The sequence below is a fragment of the Cellulomonas sp. genome (assembly GCF_017744555.1).
Classification (GTDB): domain Bacteria; phylum Actinomycetota; class Actinomycetes; order Actinomycetales; family Cellulomonadaceae; genus Cellulomonas.
The window spans coordinates 45,280-61,670 of sequence record NZ_JAGIBD010000014.1; the positions used below are offsets into that span (position 1 = coordinate 45,280).

Here is a 16,391-nt window from a genome sequence, read left to right on the forward strand (position 1 = left end):
CAGCCATCAGCGGGCCGGCGCCTGGACGAGCACGCGCCAGGCGGCCGCGAACCGGGTGCCCGGCGCGGCGAGGGCCACCGCGCGCGCGTCGGTAGGCTCGTCGACGTCGCGCAGCGGGGGGAGGAGCCGCACGCTCAGGCCGAGGTCGTGGAGCCGTGCGAGCTGAGCCGCGCCTGTCTGGGGGGTCGACATCGGGATGCCGTCGAACACCCGGGGGTTCGCGGTCCGCAGCCCGATCGCCCAGTAGCCGCCGTCGTCCGTGAGCCCCAGGACGGCGTCCGCGCCGCGGAAGTCGACCGATCCCAGGTGGGCCGCGAGCTGCGGCGTGTCCATCCCGACGAGCAACGCGGGTGAGCGGCCCGGCCGGTCGAGCACGGCCGCGAAGGCGGCGGACAGCCGCTCGCCGAGCCCGCCCGAGGGCTGTGGGACGACGTCGAACCCGCGGGGAAGCCAGTCGCCGGGGGCGCCGTCGAGCACCGCGACCCGGTGGTGGGCGGGCTCCGCAGCCAGCGCGGCGACCGTGTCCTCCAGCGCCGCGCGCGCGAGGGCGGCGGCCTCCTCGGGGCGGAACGCGCTGTGCAGGCGGGTCTTGACGCGACCGGGGATCGGCTCCTTCGCCAGCACCACCAGCGTGCGTGCCGGCTCCCGGGGCGTCACGAGGCGAGCACCGCGGACATGTCCCGGACCGCCCGCGCGACGCCCAGCGGCGTCCCGGTCACCTTGGACCGGCCGGTCCGTGCCGCGTAGTCGACCTCGACCTCGTGCACGTGCCACCCGGCGTCCGCGGCCCGCACCACCATCTCGAGCGGGTACCCGGACCGGCGGTCCACGAGCCCGAGGTCGAGGAGCGCGTCGCGTCGGGCGGCGCGCATCGGCCCGAGGTCGTGCAGGCGGATGCCGGTGCGGCGCTCGAGCCGGCCGACGAGGACGCGGTTGGCGTACCGGAGGTGCCACGGCCACGCGCGCGAGGACGTGGGTCGACGGCGTCCCAGCACGAGGTCGGCCGCGCCGCCGGCGACCGGGTCGACCACCCGGTGCAGCTGGCGTGGGTCCAGACTCCCGTCCGCGTCCATGAACGCGACCACGGGCGCCGACGCCGCGCGCAGGCCCGCGTGGCACGCCGCACCGAACCCGCGCAGCGGCTCGTGCACGACGACCGCACCATGCGCGCGGGCGACCGTCGCGCTCCCGTCGGTCGAGCCGTTGTCGACCACGAGAGCGCGGACCCCGTCGGGGACCCGCGGGAGCAGCCAGGCGAGCGCCTCGGCCTCGTCGAGGCAGGGAAGCACCAGGTCCACGCGCATCCGTCCACGCTAGGGTCGGCGCCTCCTGGTGCGACCGGCGCGGTGGATGACCGCTACCTGACGGATCCTCGTGACGAACACGTGACGCGCACGCCGGTGGCCGGACGGCGGGCTAGCGTGAGGCGCATGCCCATGGTTCTGGTGGTGGACGACGAAGAGCTCGTGGTGCAGAGCGTCGCCGCCTACCTCCGGGCCGACGGGGTCGACGCGACGATCGCCGGTGACGCCCGCGAGGCGGAGCGGGTGTGGCGCACCCGACGTCCCGACGCGGTGGTGCTCGACGTCCGGCTGCCGGGCGCGTCCGGTCTCGACCTGCTGCGCAAGATGCGGCAGGACGCCGACCGGACACCGGTCGTGCTCCTGTCCGGCCTGGACACGGTGGACGACCGCATCCTCGGCCTGGAGGTCGGCGCCGACGACTACCTCATCAAGCCCTTCAGCCCGCGCGAGCTCGTGCTGCGCCTGCACGCGCTGCTGCGACGCGGCGACATCCGGCCCGAGGACGGGATGCGCCCGTTCACCGTCGGACCGCTGACGCTCGACCCGTCCGTGCGGACGGCGTCGCTCGCCGGGGAGGTCCAGACGCTCGCCCCGCGCGAGTTCGACCTGCTGATGTTCCTCGCCCGGCACGCGGGGTCGACGTTCGGGACCCGGGAGCTGCTCCGGCGCGTGTGGGGCTGGGACTTCGGCGACGACTCGACCGTGGTGGTCCACGTGCGACGACTGCGCCGCAAGTTCGAGCCCGACCCGTCCGACCCCGTCCTGCTGACGACCGTCCGCGGGACCGGCTACCGCTGGGCGACGGCCGACGAGCTGTCCGCGGCCGTCGGGGGGCGGGCGCCGGCATGAGCCGCGACCTCTGGTTCATGACGGGGGTGACCGCCGTGTGCGCCGTGGTCGTCGGCGCCCTCGGTGTGCTGGTGGTCGGCCGCGTGCGACGGGCGTCGCTGGTCGCGGCGCTGGTCGTCACGGCCCTCGTGCCGACGGCCGTGGTGGCGCTCGCCCTGTGGTTCAACGTCGGCGCGATGTTCCTGTCGGACCACGACGCGCAGGTCGCGCGCCTGGTCCTCGGACTCTCGTGCGTGCCGGCGGTGGTGCTCGCGGTGGTGCTCGGGCGGATGCTCGTGGCCGACGTGCGCGCGGTCGGCGTCCAGGCCAGGGCGCTCGCCTCGGGGCAGCCGCCGGCGGGGTCGACGCCGGTGACCGCCGAGCTCGCGGCGCTGGCCGACGAGCTCGCCCGGACCCGCGCCCGGCTCGACGCGTCGCGCGAGCGGGAACGGGCGCTCGAGAGCGCCCGGCGTCAGGTCGTCGCGTTCGTGAGCCACGACCTGCGTTCTCCGCTGTCGGGGATCCGCGCGACGGTCGACGGTCTGCGGGACGGCGTCCTCGTCGACACCGACGCCGCGTACGCGGGGATCGACGCCGCGACAGAGCGGCTCGGCCGGATGATCGACGACCTCGCCGAGCTGTCCAGGCCCGACCCCGCCCCCACCGCCCGCGCGCCGGAGCGCGTGTCCCTGAGCGCGGTGCTCGACGACGTGCTCGCCCACTCGGCCGCGGGCGCCACGGCGCAGCAGGTGACGCTTCTGGTCGACGTCGAGCCCGGGCTCGAGGTGCTCGGGGTGCCGGACGAGCTCGCCCGCGTCCTCGACAACCTCGTCGGGAACGCCGTGCGCAGCAGCGGGGCCGGCGGCACGGTCCGCGTGGCCGGCTACCGGGTCGACGGTGAGGTACGCGTCGCGGTCGAGGACACGTGCGGCGGCATCCCCGACGACGAGCGCGCCCACGTCTTCGACGAGGGCTTCCAAGGGAGCGGGCCGCACCGGACGCACGCGGGCGCCGCGCACCATGCCGGCGTGGGCTCGTCCGGTTTGGGTCTCGCGATCGTCGACTCGGTGGTCGCGGCGCACGGTGGCCGGGTCGGCGTCGAGCCGACCGAGGCGGGCTGCCTGTTCGAGGTGCAGCTCCCCGCGAACGCCGGCGCCCCCGACTGAGCGTCAGGCCTCCTGCAGGAGGTCCGCGAGCCCCGCGGCCAGGCCCGTGCGCGCCCTCCACCCGAGAACCTTCGCGGCGCGCTCGGACGAGGCGGTCACGTGCCGCACGTCGCCCAGGCGATACTCACCGGTGACCACGGGCGGCGGGCCGTCGAGCGCGTCCGCCAGCGCGGCGGCCAGGCCGCCGACCGTCGTCACCGTGCCGGACCCGACGTTCAGTGCGACCGGACCGATGGGTCCTCCCGCCGCGGCGACCACCGCGGCGGCCACGTCCTCGACGTGGACGAAGTCGCGCCGCTGCGCGCCGTCCTCGAACACCCGCGGCGCCCGGCCCGCGGCGAGCGCGGACCGGAACAGCGAGGCGACCCCCGCGTAGGGCGTGTTCCGCGGCATCCCGCGGCCGTAGACGTTGTGGAACCGCAGCGCGACGCCGGACCCGCCGGTGTCGCGCGCCCACGCCGTCAGGAGGTGCTCGCCGTGCACCTTGGTCGCGGCGTACACGTTGCGGGGGTCCAGCGGAGCGTCCTCGGTGACGAGGCCCGGCGTGAGGACGCGGTCGCACCGGGGGCACCGCGGATCGAACGCGCCCGCGTCCAGGTCGGCCCGCCGACGGGGCGCGGGGGCGACGGCGCCGTGCTCCGCGCAGTCGTACGCACCCTCGCCGTACACGACCATCGAGCTGGCCAGCACGACGTGACCGACGGACCGTCGCCGGGCCTGCCGCAGCACGGTGGCGGTGCCGAGGTCGTTGGACGAGACGTAGTCGACGACGTCGTCGAGGTCGACCCCCAGCCCGACCTTCGCGGCGAGGTGCACCACGACGTCGGTCCCCGGCATGACCTGGTCGAGGACGTCCTCGTCCCGCACGTCGCCGATCACGAGCCGCGCGCCGGGCGCCGTCCGGGCGACGCCGTCCGGGTGGACGTCGGGCCGCAGGCTGTCGAGGACCGTCACGTCGTGGCCGTCCTCGAGCAGCCGACGGACGGTCGGCCTGCCGATGAACCCGGCCCCGCCGGTGACGAGCACGCGCATGCCCTCAGGATGGCCGGGCCGTCGTGGTCCTCGCGCCGCCGGGATGGTGACGGCTTCCTGACGACGGCCGGCCGCACGGGTCAAGGGCGTCACCCCCGGGCTACGTTCGGCTCGTCGTCGACGAAGGGATCTCCGTGAGCCAGGACGCGTCTCCCATCGGGGTCATCGGAGGCTCCGGCCTCTACGAGCTGCTCGACGCGGCGCAGGACGTCGCCGTGGAGACGCCGTACGGCCCGCCCAGCGACACCCTGCGAGCCGGCAGGCTCGGGGGCCGCCGGGTGGTGTTCCTCCCGCGGCACGGGGCCGACCACCGCCTCGCGCCGCACCAGGTCGACTACCGCGCCAACCTCTGGGCGCTGCGGACGCTCGGCGTCCGCCGGGTCCTGGCAGCGTCGGCGGTCGGCGCGCTGCGTCCCGACCTGCCCGCCGGGACCCTCGTCGTGCCGGACCAGGTCATCGACGCGACCTGGGGCCGGGCGTCCACCTACTACGACGTCGAGGGGGCCGTCGTGCACGTCGGGTTCGCGGACCCGTTCTGCCCGCAGGGTCGGCGCGCGGTCGTGGACCTCACGGACCCGCCGATGCCGGTCGTCGACGGGGGCACGATGGTGGTCATCCAGGGGCCACGCTTCTCGACCCGTGCCGAGTCACGGCGCAACGCGGCGGCAGGCGGCGACGTCGTCGGGATGACCGGGATGCCCGAGGCCGGTCTCGCCCGTGAGCTGGCCCTGTGCTACACGGGCCTGGCCGTCGTCACCGACGCGGATGCCGGGGTCGACGCGTCGGCGGCCGTGTCGCACCAGGCCGTGCTCGACGAGTTCGCGCGGAGCGTCGACCGGCTTCGGGCCGTTCTCGCCCGGGTCGTCGAGGCGCTCCCGGCGGACGACGAGTGCGTCTGCCGGCACGCGCTCGACGGGCTCCGGCTGCCGTTCGAGCTCCCGGGCGAGGGGCCCTGAACGGGCCGGCAAGCAGCCGGTCAGTCCTTCGTGAGCTCCTCGGCCAGCATCACGAGCGTGCCGCTGGGGCCGCGGAGATAGGTGAGCCGGTAGACGTCCTCGTACGTCGCGACGCCGCGCAGCGGGTAGCAGCCGTGCCGCGCGGCGATCTCCAGGGCTGCGTCGAGGTCGTCGACCGAGAACGCGACGCGGTGCATGCCGATCTCGTTCGGCAGGGTGGGCTCGGTCTCGATCGCGTCGGGGTGGAGGTACTCGAAGAGCTCGAGGCGGCCGTGTCCGTCGGGGGTCTGCAGCATCGCGATCCGGGCGTGGTTGCCGTCGAGGCCCACGGCCGTGTCGGTCCACTCCCCGCTGACCGTCTGCCGGCCCACGACCGTCAGCCCGAGGTCGACGTAGAAGGCGATCGCCGCCTCGAGGTCGCGGACGGCGATGCCGACGTTCTCCAGCGTGATGGGCATGGCGTCACGCTAGCAACGGGGCAGACGCGCTGTTCAGCCGCTACGACGCAGCGAGCAGGGGGAGCCGGCGCACGCTCCGGAACGCTCGGAGGGTGCCGTCGACGGGGTCGCTGAACGTGAGCTGCCCGGCGAGCAGCTGCAGCGGGCGGCTGAAGTCGTCGACCTCGACGTCCCGCACCTCGGGGTACAGGGGGTCGTCGACGATGGGGATGCCCAGGCCGTGCAGGTGCAGGCGGAGCTGGTGGGTGCGGCCCGTGGTGGGCGTCAGGCGGTAGATCCCTCGACCGTCCACCTCCGACTCGAGCTCCACGCGCGTCTCGGCGTTGGCCGGTGCGCCGGGCACCACGTCGGCGCGCCATTCGCCGCGCTCCTTGCGGATGTGGTTGCGCACGACGACCGGGAGCGCCAGGTCCGCGCGCAACGGCGCCAGCGCCCAGTACGTCTTGTGCACCGCTCGGCGCTCGAACAGCTCCTGGTACGGCCTGCGCCACTCGGCCGTCGTCGCGAGCATCAGCAGTCCGGAGGTGACGCGGTCCAGACGGTGCAGCGGGGACAGCTCCGGCAGGTCGAGCTCGGCACGCAGCCGCACGACGACGCTCTGCACCACGTGCCGGCCGCGGGGGATCGAGGAGAGGAACGCCGGCTTGTCGACGACCACGAGCCGGTCGTCGCGATGCACCACGTGGACCGGGGCCGTCACCTCCGGCTCGTCGCGCAGGTCGCGGTGGAACCACACGAAGCGCTGCGGGACGAACGGGTCGCCGGCACGGACCACCCAGCCCGCCTCGTCGACGAAGCACTCCCGCTCCAGCATGCCGCCCACGTCGACGTGGGCGGGCAGCCTGTCGCGCAGCCAGTCGCCCATCGTCGACCACGCGTCCGCGCGGGCACGATCGCGGCTCGGGGTGCACAGCCACGCGGCGCTCAGACCGTGCCTGGTCGGCAGCGGCGATCGGGGAGGCACCCGCCCACCCTACGGACCCGGCCGGGCCCGCTCCGCTCGGCCGGCGGGGGCGATCCACGGGCCGGTGCCCTGCGAGGGGTCGAGGATGCCGTCCTCCACCCACCGCAGCCGGCCGGCCATCACGGCGCCGGCCAACCGGTCGTCGGACGCGGCGGTGGAGCGGCGCAGACCTCGGAACAGGGTCTCCACCCGGAGGCGGGACTGGGCGCAGAAGGCGTCGGCGAGATCGACCGCGCTGCGGCCGGCGGCGGGGTCGTCGTGGCGCAGCGCCGTGGCGCGGGTGCACACCGCGGACATGGCGAACAGCTCGGCGCCGATGTCGACGACGTGCCCCAGGAGCACCTGCTTGCGGTCGAGGCGGGCCTGGTGGCGGGCCATCGCGTAGAACGTGTGCCGGGCCAGCGCCCGGGACGACCGCTCGACGAAGCGCACGTGGCGGCCCAGCCGGCCGAAGTCACCGTACGCGTCGGGGCGGGAGCCTTGTCCGACGAGCAACGCCGGGAACCAACGGACGTAGAAGCGGCTCGCGCCGACGGCCGCACGCGCCTTGGCGCCGAGGGACGCGTCCCGGGACGCGAGGTCGCCCGCCGCGGTCAGGTGCGTGTCGACCGCCTCGCGGGCGATCAGCAGGCGCATGATCTCCGACGAGCCCTCGAAGATGCGGTTGATCCGCATGTCCCGCAGCAGCTGCTCGGCCGGCACCGCCCGTTCGCCGCGCGCGGCCAGCGAGTCGGCGGTCTCGAACCCGCGCCCGCCGCGGATCTGCACGAGCTCGTCGGCCACGCGGTAGCCCATCTCGCTGGCCCACAGCTTGGCCAGGGCCGCTTCGATGCGCACGTCCTTCTGGCCCGTGTCGGCCAGCCGGGCGGACAGGTCGAACACCGACTCCAGCGCGAACGCCGTGGCCGCGATGAACGCCAGCTTGGCGCTGATCGCCTCGTGCTCGCCCACCGGTCGACCCCACTGCACCCGCTCGGTCGACCACTGCCGTGCGATGGACAGCGCCCACTTGCTCCCGCCCGCGCAGATCGCGGGGATCGACAGCCGGCCCGTGTTGAGCGTGGTCAGCGCGATCTTCAGACCCTCGCCCTCACGTCCCAGCCGGTTGGCCACCGGCACCCGCACCTGCTGGAACCGGGTGACGCCGTTCTCCATCCCGCGCAGCCCCATGAACCGGTTGCGGTGCTCGACGGTGATGCCGGGCGTGGACGCCTCGACGACGAAGGCGCTGATCCCGCCGTGCTGGCCGCCATGCTGGCCGCCGTGCTGGCCGCCATGCGGGCCGTCGTGCGGCGGGACGACCGCCATGACCACCAGCAGCTCGGCGATCGGACCGTTCGTGGTCCACAGCTTCACGCCGTCCAGCAGGTACGCGGTCCCGTCGTCCGTCGGTGTCGCGGTGGTACCGAGCCGGGCGGGGTCCGAGCCGACGTCGGGCTCGGTGAGCAGGAACGCGGAGATCGCGCCCGCGGCGCAGCGCGGCAGGTACGCCTGCTTCTGCTCGGGGCTGCCGAACATGTGCACCGGTTCGGGCACACCGATGGACTGGTGCGCGGACAGCAGCGCGGCCAGGCTCGGGTGCACCGTGCTGACCAGCATCAAGGCCCTGCCGTAGTCGACGAGCGACAGCCCCAGGCCGCCGTACTCCTGAGGGATCTTCATGCCGAACGCGCCGACGCGCCGCAACGCGTCGACGACCTCGTCGGGGACGCGGTCGTCGCGCTCGATCGCCAGGCCGTCGATGGCCGTGCACACCTCGAGCAGCTCCTGATGGAACGCCGCACCGCGCGCCGCGGCATCCGGGTCGAGCGCGGGGTACGGATGGATGAGCCCGACGTCGAACGCGCCGAGGTACAGGCCCTTGGCGAAGCTCGGGCGGGTCCACCTCTGCTCGCGGGCCGCCTCGGCGACCTCACGAGCCTTCCGTTCACCGGCAGTGTGGGTCGGGTCCACGGCGACACTGCTCATGACGAGCCTCCCCGGCGGGACCCGCACCGAACGGGTCAGCCGCTCGATGCGATTATCGACCCGTCGCTCAGGTCCGCACGCCGTCCAGACGGTCAGGCAGTCACGTCGCCACGTCGACGGGACGACACCTGCGCCGTTCGCCCACCGGACGGCGGGGATCCGCCTAGCCTGCAGGGTGGACGGCCGTCCGACGGAGGGAGCGGTGGTGTCGCAGAGCACGCTCGAGGCACTGGGCGGCAACGCCGCGCGCCCGGAGCGGTTCGGTCACGACGCGCTCGTCGCGTGCGACAACCTCGTGCGGATCTACCAGTCCGGCAGCGTCGAGGTGCAGGCCCTGCAGGGCCTCGACCTGCTGGTCGACGAGGGCGAGATGATCGCGGTCGTCGGCGCGAGCGGGTCGGGCAAGTCGACGCTGCTCGCGGTGCTGTCCGGGATGGACGCGCCCACCGCGGGCCGGGTCCGTGTCGGGCGCTGGGACCTCATGGCGATGCAGGCACGCGACCGGGTCGCCTACCGCCGCGAGATGGTCGGCTTCGTGTGGCAGCAGACCTCCCGGAACCTGCTGCCCTACCTGACGGCCCGGCAGAACGTCGCGCTCCCGCTCACCTCGACGCCTCGCCGGAAGAAGGCCGCGCGGGCGCAGGAGCTGCTCGACCTCGTGGGCGTCGGGCACGTCGCCGACCGGCAGCCGCAGGAGATGTCGGGCGGTGAGCAGCAGCGCGTCGCGATCGCGACGGCCCTCGCGAACGGGCCGCAGCTGCTGCTGGCGGACGAGCCGACGGGCGAGCTCGACACCACGACGGCGCGTGAGGTGTTCGACGCGCTGCAGACCGTGAACCGGGAAGCGGGCACCACGGTCGTCGTCGTCACGCACGACCCGGCCGTCAGCGGTCTCGTCGAGCGCACCGTCGCGATCCGGGACGGGCGCACCAGCAGCGAGGTGCTGCGCCGGGACACCGACGGGGACGTGACGCACGAGGAGTACGCCGTGATGGACCGGGCCGGTCGCGTGCAGGTGCCGCGCGAGTACCGGGAGGCGCTCGCCCTGACCCGCCGTGTGCGGCTGACGCTGGAGACCGAGCACCTCGGCGTCTGGCGCGACGGCGGTGCGCGGTGAACGCCGGCGCCGCCGTGCAGGTCCGGGGCGCGCACCGGACGTTCGGCAGCGGGCGGTCCGCCGTGCACGCGTTGCGCGGGGTCGACCTGGACGTCGCCCCCGGTGAGCTCGTCGCGCTCGTCGGGCGTTCCGGGTCGGGCAAGACGACGCTGCTCAACCTCGTCGGCGGGCTCGACCGCCCGGACGAGGGCAGCGTGCTGGTCGACGACGTGGACGTCACGGCCCTCACCGAGGACGGGCAGGCCGAGCTGCGGCGCGAGCGGGTCGCCTTCGTGTTCCAGACGTTCGGCCTGATCCCCGTGCTGACGGCGGCCGAGAACGTCGGCGTCCCGCTGCGGATGCGCGAGGCGCCGGTGGCCGAGCGGGAGCGGCGCGTCGAGATGCTGCTCGAGCTCGTCGGGCTCGGCGAGCACGCCCTGCAGCGGCCGGACGAGCTGTCCGGCGGGCAGCAGCAGCGGGTCGCCATCGCCCGCGCGCTGGCCGGCTCACCCCGGCTGCTGGTTGCGGACGAGCCGACGGGCCAGCTCGACAGCGAGACCGGTCTGTCGGTCATGGCCCTGATCCGCGGCGTCGTCGAGGCCGAGGGCATGACGGCGCTCGTCGCGACCCACGACCCGGTGATGATCGCGCTCGCGGACCGCGCGGTGCACCTCGTGGACGGCCGGCTGGTGGAGGCTCCCGCGCGTGCGTGAGCTCCTGTGGCGGCGTGGACGCGCGCAGGCGGCCGTGCTGGTGGCGGTGCTCGCGGTCATGGTCGTCGGTTCCGCGCTGGTCGGGACGTGCGTGCTGCTCACGACGGCCGCCCCGCAGCGGGCCCTGCAGCTCACGATGGTCCGTGCCGCGCAGGAGGACGTCGCGGTGGGCGTCGCGCTCGGGTTCCCGGAGGACCCGGACGACCCCGACGTGGGGGAGCGCGTCGCGGCGACCGCACGGGACGCCTCCGACGCCGTCGCGCAGGCATCGTCCCTGCTGACGGCCCCGTTCGGAGACCTGCCGACGACGCGGACCACGTGGACGTCGACCGTCATGCGGTACCTGCCACCCGACGGTGGCCCGCTGCGGCTCGCCTACCTCGCAGAGCTCGACGACCCGGACGCACGGGGGACGGTCGCGTCGGGACGCTGGCCCGACGCGCCCGGTGAGATCGCGCTGCCGACGTCGGCAGCGCGCGCCCTGGGCCTCGACGTCGGCAGCGCGACCACCCTGGCCGAGGTCGCGGGCGGCCCGGGCCAGGACCTGACGGTGGTCGGGACGTTCGTGCCGAGACCTGGCACCGGGTGGACGGAGGACCCGCTCGACGGTGAAGGGGCGAGACCGAACTACCGGGGGCACATCGCCGCGTACGGTCCGTTCGTCGTCGCGCCCGGAGGGGTCGCCGCGAGCGCCCTGCCGCTGCGACGCGTCACGCTGCACGTCCAGCCGGACCTGACGACCGCGACCGCCGCCGACCTCGCCCGGGCCGCGACGGGCGTCGACGCGCTGCCGGGGCAGCTCGACAGCACGTTCGGGGACCGCGCCGAGAACGTGGTGGCGGACCTGCCGTTCGCGCGCACGATCGGTGCGGCGCGCGACCAGGGCAGGGTGACGGGGTCGGGCGTGCTCGCGGTGGCGCTGCTCGGCGGCGCGCTCGCGGCGACGACCGTGATGCTGTCGGCGCGGCTCGTCGCCGGTCGGCGCGCGGCGGAGGCGGCGCTGCTGGGCGCCCGTGGGGTGGGGCGCGGACGTCTCGTCCTGCAGGCAGGCGTCGAGGCTGCTGTGCTCGCGCTGCTCGCCGTCGCCCCGGCGACGGTGCTCGCGCTCGCGCTGTACGGCGCGCTGGCGGGTGCGGTCGGGCTCGGCCCCGCGGGCGTCCCCGAGGGGGGCGTCGGGTCGCTCGTCGCGAGCGTCGCCGCCGTCTCGCTCGTGCTGGGCGCGCTGCTCGTCGTGCCGTGGCTGCGCACGACGTCGCCGCGTGGCACGCGCGAGGACCGCGTCGGCGTGGTGGTCCGGTCGGGAGCCGACCTGCTGCTCCTCGCGCTCGCCGTGGTCGCGTACCTGCAGCTGCGCGCCCACCGGGTCACGAGCAGCGCCGCGGTGGACCCGGTGCTCGTCGTCGCGCCGGTGGTCTGCGTCGTGGCAGGGGCGGTGCTGCTGCTGCGCCCGCTCGCGTGGTTCGCGCGCAGGATCGACGCGCGCGCCTCCTCGACGCGCTCGCTGACCCTGCCTCTGGCCGCCTGGGGGATCGCGCGTCGGAGGCAGGGTGCTGCGGCGGCGTTCCTGCTGGTCCTCGCGACGGCGTGCGCGACGTTCGGCGCGGGGTTCGCCGCCACGTGGGCGCAGTCCCAGCGCGACCAGGCGGAGGCTGTCGTGGGCACCGACCTGTCGGTCGCGGCGCAGCCGGGCGCGCTCGGCACGGGCGCCACGCTGCGTGAGGTCACGGGCGGCGAGGTCAGCCCCGTCACGAGCCGGACGACCACGCTCGGCTCGCGCACGCAGAGCGGCGAAGGCGCGGTGCACCTCGTCGCCGTCGACACGCGCGACGCCGACGGGCTCCTGCGTCCCCGCGTGCCGGGCGGCTGGACGGACGCCACGGCCGGCCTCGCGCCGGCGGACCCCGTGGGCGGCGTGCGGCTGAGCGGCACGACCGCGCAGCTCGCCGTGTCGGGCCACGTGACGGGTGACGCCGCGGTCTCGGCGAGCATCAGCCTCGTCGTGCAGGACGACGAAGGCGCGCGCGCCACGCTGCCCGCGGGCGTCGTCGAGCTGGACGGCACGCCGCACGCGCTCGCGGTGGCCGTGCCGCAGGACGCCCTGGTGGTGGCCGTCGACACCCGGTTGTCCGCCGCCGGCGACGCCGCCGACCCGGACCAGCAGAGCTCGCCCGACCTCACGGTCGACGTCCTGCTGCGCGACGCGACCCTCGCGCCGGGAGGGGCGTGGTCCGCCGGGCGCCCTCCCGGCGAGGACTACGTCGTGGCGTCGCTCGCGGACGTCACCGCCGACGAGGTGGCGGACGGCGTGCTGCTGACGCTCGACGGCACCGCCTCGCTACCCGGTCTGTACTGGTCGGACGGGACGCTCACGGCTCTTGCGTTCCGCCCTGTCGGCAGCGTGCCCGTCGTGGTCTCGGCCCGGCTGGCCGACGCGCTCGGGCTCGAGGTCGGCGACGGCATGCAGCTCACGCTGGGGCTGACGCCTGTGCGCGCCGAGGTCGCCGGCATCACGGCCTACGTCCCGTCGCAGCCGCGCGCGCCCGCCGTGCTCGCCGACGTGGACACGCTGTCGCGTGCCGCGCTCAGCGACGGCCACCTGGACCCGCTGACGGACGCCTGGTGGGTGGGCGGCACGACCCCCGCCGACGCCGCCGAGTCGCTCGTGGCAGCCGGGGTCGGCCCGGTGACGGAGCGCACCACCGTCGCGGACGAGAACGCCGAGGGGCCGTTGCGTGCGGCGCTGCGGGCCGCGGCGGCGCTGCTCGTCGTCGCCGCGGTCGTGCTGGCGCTCGTCGGGACCGCGATGCACGCGACGGCCGCGCTGGAGGCGCGCGAGCTGGACGTGGCCCGGCTGCGGGGGCTCGGGGCGTCACGACGTTCCGTGCTCGCGTCCGTGCTGGCCGAGCAGGGCGTTCTCACCGGGCTGCCGGTGCTGTGCGGGGTGGTGCTGGGGGCCCTCGCCTGCTGGGCCGTCGGTCCGCTCCTCGTGGTCTCCGCCGAGGGCCTGCCGCCCGTGCCGGCCGCCGCCGTGAGCTGGCCGTGGCCGGCCCAGGTGGCGGCGGTGCTCGTGGTCCTGGTGGGCTGCGCCGCTCTCGTCGTGCCGCTCGCCGCCCGCACGGTGCGGCGCTCGACGATCGCCCGGCTGCGGATGGACGGGACGGCATGAGGGCGGCCTGGCGCCGGTCCCGTGCCGACCTGTGGCCGTTGCTCGTCACCGCACTCGTCGTCGCGCTCACCGTGGGCCTGACGGACGCGGTGCCGCGGCTGCTCACCGGCAGGGCGGACACGGCCGTCCGGACGGCGGTCGCGCAGGCCGACCCGGCGGCCGACCTGCTCGTCACCCTGAGGTACGGCCCGGGCGCGTCGGACGCGTCGGCCGGCCCGTCGGACACCACGGTGAGCGTCGACGACGTGGCACGCGCGATCGACGAGTCCGTTCCGGCGCCGCTGCGACCGGTGCTGGGCGCACCCGTCGCCGCCGTGACCAGCAGCGACCTCGCGCTCAGCACGCCGGACCTGCCGACCGGTGGCGTGCTGTGGATGACCTACCTCTGGGCGGGCCAGGAACCCGCCGTCCGGTGGCTCGACGGGACGGCCCCCGGCCGACCCGGGCCGGACGGGGCCGTGCAGCTCGCGCTCTCCGACGAGGTGGCGCGGCGCCTCGGTGTCGGTGCCGGGGACACGTTCCAGGCCCGCAAGGAGGACCGGACGACGGTGCCGGTGCTGGTCACCGGCGTGTTCGACGCGGTGGACGCGTCCGACGAGGTCTGGACGGCGCGGCCGGAGGTGCTGCGCCCACGGGTCCTGGGCGCGAAGACCGAGCCCACCACGGTGGTGGGCGGCCTGCTGTCGGCAGCGTCCCTGCCCGCCGCGCGGGCCGCGCTCGAGCCGGACGGCGTGGCCCGGACGTTCCGGCTCGCGGTGGACCCCCAGGCGCTCGACTTCCGCGGCTCCGACGCGCTGGTGAAGCAGGTCGCCGCGCTCGAGGCGTCTCCGGAGCTGCTCGGTGCCCCGGGGCCCGGGCTGACCGTCACGTCCCGGCTCGACGTCCTGCTGCTGGACGCCCGCGCACGCGTCGCGGCCACGTGGTCGCAGGCCGTCGTGGTGCTCGCGGGTCTGGCGTGCGGCGCCGCGCTCGTGCTGCTCGTCGCGGCGGCCCTGCTCGCGCGCCGACGGTCCACCGCCCTGCGCACCGTCCGCGCCCGGGGAGCCTCGCTGCCTGCCCTCGCCGGGGGAGCGGCCGCGGAGTCGGCGGTGGTCGTCGGCCTGGGCGCCGCGGTGGGTCTCGTCCTCGGTGGCGTCGTCGCACCGGGTCCGGTGACGTGGCCCTGGGTCGTCGTCGTGGTGCTCGTCGGCGTGCTGGCCCCGCCGGCGTTCGCGACGGCCACCGCGATGCGCGCCGAGCCGCGGCGGGTCCCGACCGACCGGCACCACCGCCGGCTCGCGCAGCGCGTGCGCACCGTGCGCAGGGTGTCGCTCGAGGCCGCGCTGCTGGTGCTCGCGGTCGCGGGGATGTCCGCCCTGCGGCGACGCGGTGCCGTGTCGATGTCCGGTGTCGCCGACCTGCTGCTCGCGGCGGCGCCCGTCCTCGCAGCGGCCGCCGTCGCGCTGCTGCTGTGGCGGGCCGTCCCGCCGCTGCTCACCGGTGCGCTGCACGTCGCGCGCAGGTCCCGCAAGGCCGGGCCGCTGCTCGCCATGGCCCGGGCCCGTTCCACGGGGGCCCTCCTGCCGTTCGTGGCTCTCGTGGTGCTCACCACGCTCGTCGGGCTGTGCGCCGCGCTCGTGGGGACGGCCCGTGCGGGGCAGGTGGACGGCTCGTGGGACAGCGTGGGCGCCGACGTCGTCGTCCGGACGGCCGTGCCCGACGCGTCGCTGGGGGAGGTTGCGGACGCGCTCGCCGCCGCCGACGGGGTCGACGCGGTCGCCGTCGGACGCGCGCAGGGCGAGCGCCAGGTCTTCGGCGTGCAGGGCGTCGACACGGTGCAGGTGCTGGCCGTCGACCCCGGCCCGTACGGCGCGCTGCTCGCCCGCACACCGTTCGGGGCCGCCCCGGCGCTCGCCCGGCTCGCCCGCGCGTCCGACGCGGCGGCGGCCCGCACCGACGTCGGTCCGCTGCCCGCGCTCGTGTCCGGACCGCTCCTCGCGACCGCTCCGTCGCTGCGGTGGGGAGACGTGACGATCGACCTCGACCCCGTCGGCGAAGCCCCCGCACTGCCGGCGCTGCAGCAGGACGGGACGCCGGCCGCCGCCACGGTGGTCGTGGACCGCGTCGCGCTGGCCGCGGTCGTCCGGGCGGTCGCCGCCGCACGAGCCGACCAGACCGGTTCGGCGGCCCCCGGCCCGGAGCAGGCGGTGGTCGACCCGGACACCGTCTGGGCCGTCGGCCCCGGGGCGTCGACCGTGGCCCACACGGCGGCCGCCACGGTCGGCGCGCACGAGCTGAGTCGCGCGCAGTGGCTCGCGGACCGGCGGGCGGACCCGCTGGCCGACGGGCTGCTGCTGCTCCTCGCCCTCGCGGCCGTCTTGTGCGCCGCCCTCGCGGCGACCGTCGTCGTCCTGGACGCGGCGGCCTCCGCTCCCGGTCGCGCCCGGTCGCTCGCGACCGCCCGCGTGCTGGGGCTGCGGGGACGGGCCTCCGCGCGGGTCGCCGCCGGGGAGCTGCTGCCGCCCACGCTCGTCGCGGCGGCGGGCGGCGTGCTGGTCGGCGCGGCGCTGGTCGGCGTGCTCGTGGGTCCGCTGGCCCTGCGGCTCGTCACCGGCCAGACCGGCGATCCCGCGGTCGTGCTGCCGTGGTGGGCGGTCGCGCCCGTCGGGCTCGTGGCGGTCACCGTCCTGGTGGTCGTCGCGGTCGAGTCCTCCGCCCGCCGTCGGGAGCGGCTCGGCCAGGTGCTCCGGGTGCGCTGACG

General features: G+C 76.0%; 13 protein-coding genes. 7 read left to right on the plus strand and 6 right to left on the minus strand.

What is annotated here, in order from left to right:
* Positions 1-6 precede the first annotated feature (6 nt).
* Positions 7-657 carry a TIGR04282 family arsenosugar biosynthesis glycosyltransferase gene (locus tag J7523_RS11240; RefSeq protein ID WP_291886295.1) on the minus strand — a complete coding sequence of 217 codons (651 nt, stop codon included), beginning with the start codon at positions 655-657 and terminating at the stop codon, positions 7-9.
* Positions 654-1,304, minus strand: a complete 651-nt coding sequence (locus tag J7523_RS11245) for a glycosyltransferase family 2 protein (protein ID WP_291886298.1) — start codon at positions 1,302-1,304, stop codon at positions 654-656. Before J7523_RS11245 ends, J7523_RS11240 begins: the two co-directional genes overlap by 4 nt.
* A 126-nt stretch (positions 1,305-1,430) precedes the next feature.
* On the opposite strand from J7523_RS11245, the gene J7523_RS11250 reads away from it, so the two are divergent.
* The gene (locus J7523_RS11250) at positions 1,431-2,153 is read left to right on the plus strand and encodes a response regulator transcription factor (RefSeq protein WP_291886301.1); all 723 of its coding nucleotides are present in this window, start codon (positions 1,431-1,433) and stop codon (positions 2,151-2,153) included.
* Complete coding sequence (locus tag J7523_RS11255) at positions 2,150-3,298, plus strand: HAMP domain-containing sensor histidine kinase (protein ID WP_291886304.1); 1,149 nt, start codon at positions 2,150-2,152, stop codon at positions 3,296-3,298. Before J7523_RS11250 ends, J7523_RS11255 begins: the two co-directional genes overlap by 4 nt.
* A 3-nt stretch (positions 3,299-3,301) precedes the next feature.
* Here J7523_RS11255 and J7523_RS11260 read toward each other — a convergent pair whose 3' ends face one another.
* Positions 3,302-4,330, minus strand: a complete 1,029-nt coding sequence (locus J7523_RS11260; RefSeq protein ID WP_291886306.1) for an NAD-dependent epimerase/dehydratase family protein — start codon at positions 4,328-4,330, stop codon at positions 3,302-3,304.
* Between the two features lie 134 nt (positions 4,331-4,464).
* Between J7523_RS11260 and J7523_RS11265 the strand changes: the two genes are divergently transcribed.
* Positions 4,465-5,286 (plus strand): S-methyl-5'-thioadenosine phosphorylase, encoded by an 822-nt coding sequence (locus J7523_RS11265; protein ID WP_291886309.1) that lies wholly within the window; start codon positions 4,465-4,467, stop codon positions 5,284-5,286.
* A gap of 20 nt (positions 5,287-5,306) precedes the next feature.
* Here the strand turns inward: J7523_RS11265 and J7523_RS11270 are convergent, their stop codons facing one another.
* Genes J7523_RS11270 through J7523_RS11280 form a run of 3 tightly spaced genes read right to left on the minus strand, consistent with a single transcriptional unit; the run spans position 5,307 to position 8,676 of the window.
* Positions 5,307-5,744 carry a VOC family protein gene (locus tag J7523_RS11270; protein ID WP_291886312.1) on the minus strand — a complete coding sequence of 146 codons (438 nt, stop codon included), beginning with the start codon at positions 5,742-5,744 and terminating at the stop codon, positions 5,307-5,309.
* A gap of 40 nt (positions 5,745-5,784) precedes the next feature.
* Positions 5,785-6,708 (minus strand): pseudouridine synthase, encoded by a 924-nt coding sequence (locus J7523_RS11275; RefSeq protein WP_291886315.1) that lies wholly within the window; start codon positions 6,706-6,708, stop codon positions 5,785-5,787.
* Between the two features lie 9 nt (positions 6,709-6,717).
* Positions 6,718-8,676 carry an acyl-CoA dehydrogenase family protein gene (locus J7523_RS11280; protein WP_291886318.1) on the minus strand — a complete coding sequence of 653 codons (1,959 nt, stop codon included), beginning with the start codon at positions 8,674-8,676 and terminating at the stop codon, positions 6,718-6,720.
* A gap of 205 nt (positions 8,677-8,881) precedes the next feature.
* Here J7523_RS11280 and J7523_RS11285 point away from each other — a divergent pair, with 205 nt between their 5' ends.
* Genes J7523_RS11285 through J7523_RS11300 form a run of 4 tightly spaced genes read left to right on the plus strand, consistent with a single transcriptional unit; the run spans position 8,882 to position 16,389 of the window.
* Positions 8,882-9,793, plus strand: coding sequence for an ABC transporter ATP-binding protein (locus J7523_RS11285; protein WP_291886321.1), 912 nt, complete (start codon positions 8,882-8,884; stop codon positions 9,791-9,793).
* On the plus strand, positions 9,790-10,485 hold the full coding sequence (locus tag J7523_RS11290) for an ABC transporter ATP-binding protein (RefSeq protein WP_291886324.1): 696 nt from the start codon (positions 9,790-9,792) through the stop codon (positions 10,483-10,485). Before J7523_RS11285 ends, J7523_RS11290 begins: the two co-directional genes overlap by 4 nt.
* The gene (locus J7523_RS11295) at positions 10,478-13,651 is read left to right on the plus strand and encodes an FtsX-like permease family protein (protein ID WP_291886326.1); all 3,174 of its coding nucleotides are present in this window, start codon (positions 10,478-10,480) and stop codon (positions 13,649-13,651) included. The genes J7523_RS11290 and J7523_RS11295 overlap by 8 nt, the downstream gene beginning before the upstream one ends.
* Positions 13,648-16,389 (plus strand): FtsX-like permease family protein, encoded by a 2,742-nt coding sequence (locus J7523_RS11300; RefSeq protein WP_291886328.1) that lies wholly within the window; start codon positions 13,648-13,650, stop codon positions 16,387-16,389. The genes J7523_RS11295 and J7523_RS11300 overlap by 4 nt, the downstream gene beginning before the upstream one ends.
* Positions 16,390-16,391 lie beyond the last annotated feature (2 nt).

What these genes read in the sequence shown, in the direction of transcription:
- J7523_RS11280 (WP_291886318.1), bottom strand. Translation starts at nt 8,676, where the DNA reads ATGAGCAGTGTCGCCGTGGACCCGACCCACACTGCCGGTGAACGGAAG.
- J7523_RS11245 (WP_291886298.1), bottom strand. Translation starts at nt 1,304, where the DNA reads ATGCGCGTGGACCTGGTGCTTCCCTGCCTCGACGAGGCCGAGGCGCTC.
- J7523_RS11300 (WP_291886328.1), top strand. Translation starts at nt 13,648, where the DNA reads ATGAGGGCGGCCTGGCGCCGGTCCCGTGCCGACCTGTGGCCGTTGCTC.
- J7523_RS11255 (WP_291886304.1), top strand. Translation starts at nt 2,150, where the DNA reads ATGAGCCGCGACCTCTGGTTCATGACGGGGGTGACCGCCGTGTGCGCC.
- J7523_RS11260 (WP_291886306.1), bottom strand. Translation starts at nt 4,330, where the DNA reads ATGCGCGTGCTCGTCACCGGCGGGGCCGGGTTCATCGGCAGGCCGACC.
- J7523_RS11250 (WP_291886301.1), top strand. Translation starts at nt 1,431, where the DNA reads ATGCCCATGGTTCTGGTGGTGGACGACGAAGAGCTCGTGGTGCAGAGC.
- J7523_RS11270 (WP_291886312.1), bottom strand. Translation starts at nt 5,744, where the DNA reads ATGCCCATCACGCTGGAGAACGTCGGCATCGCCGTCCGCGACCTCGAG.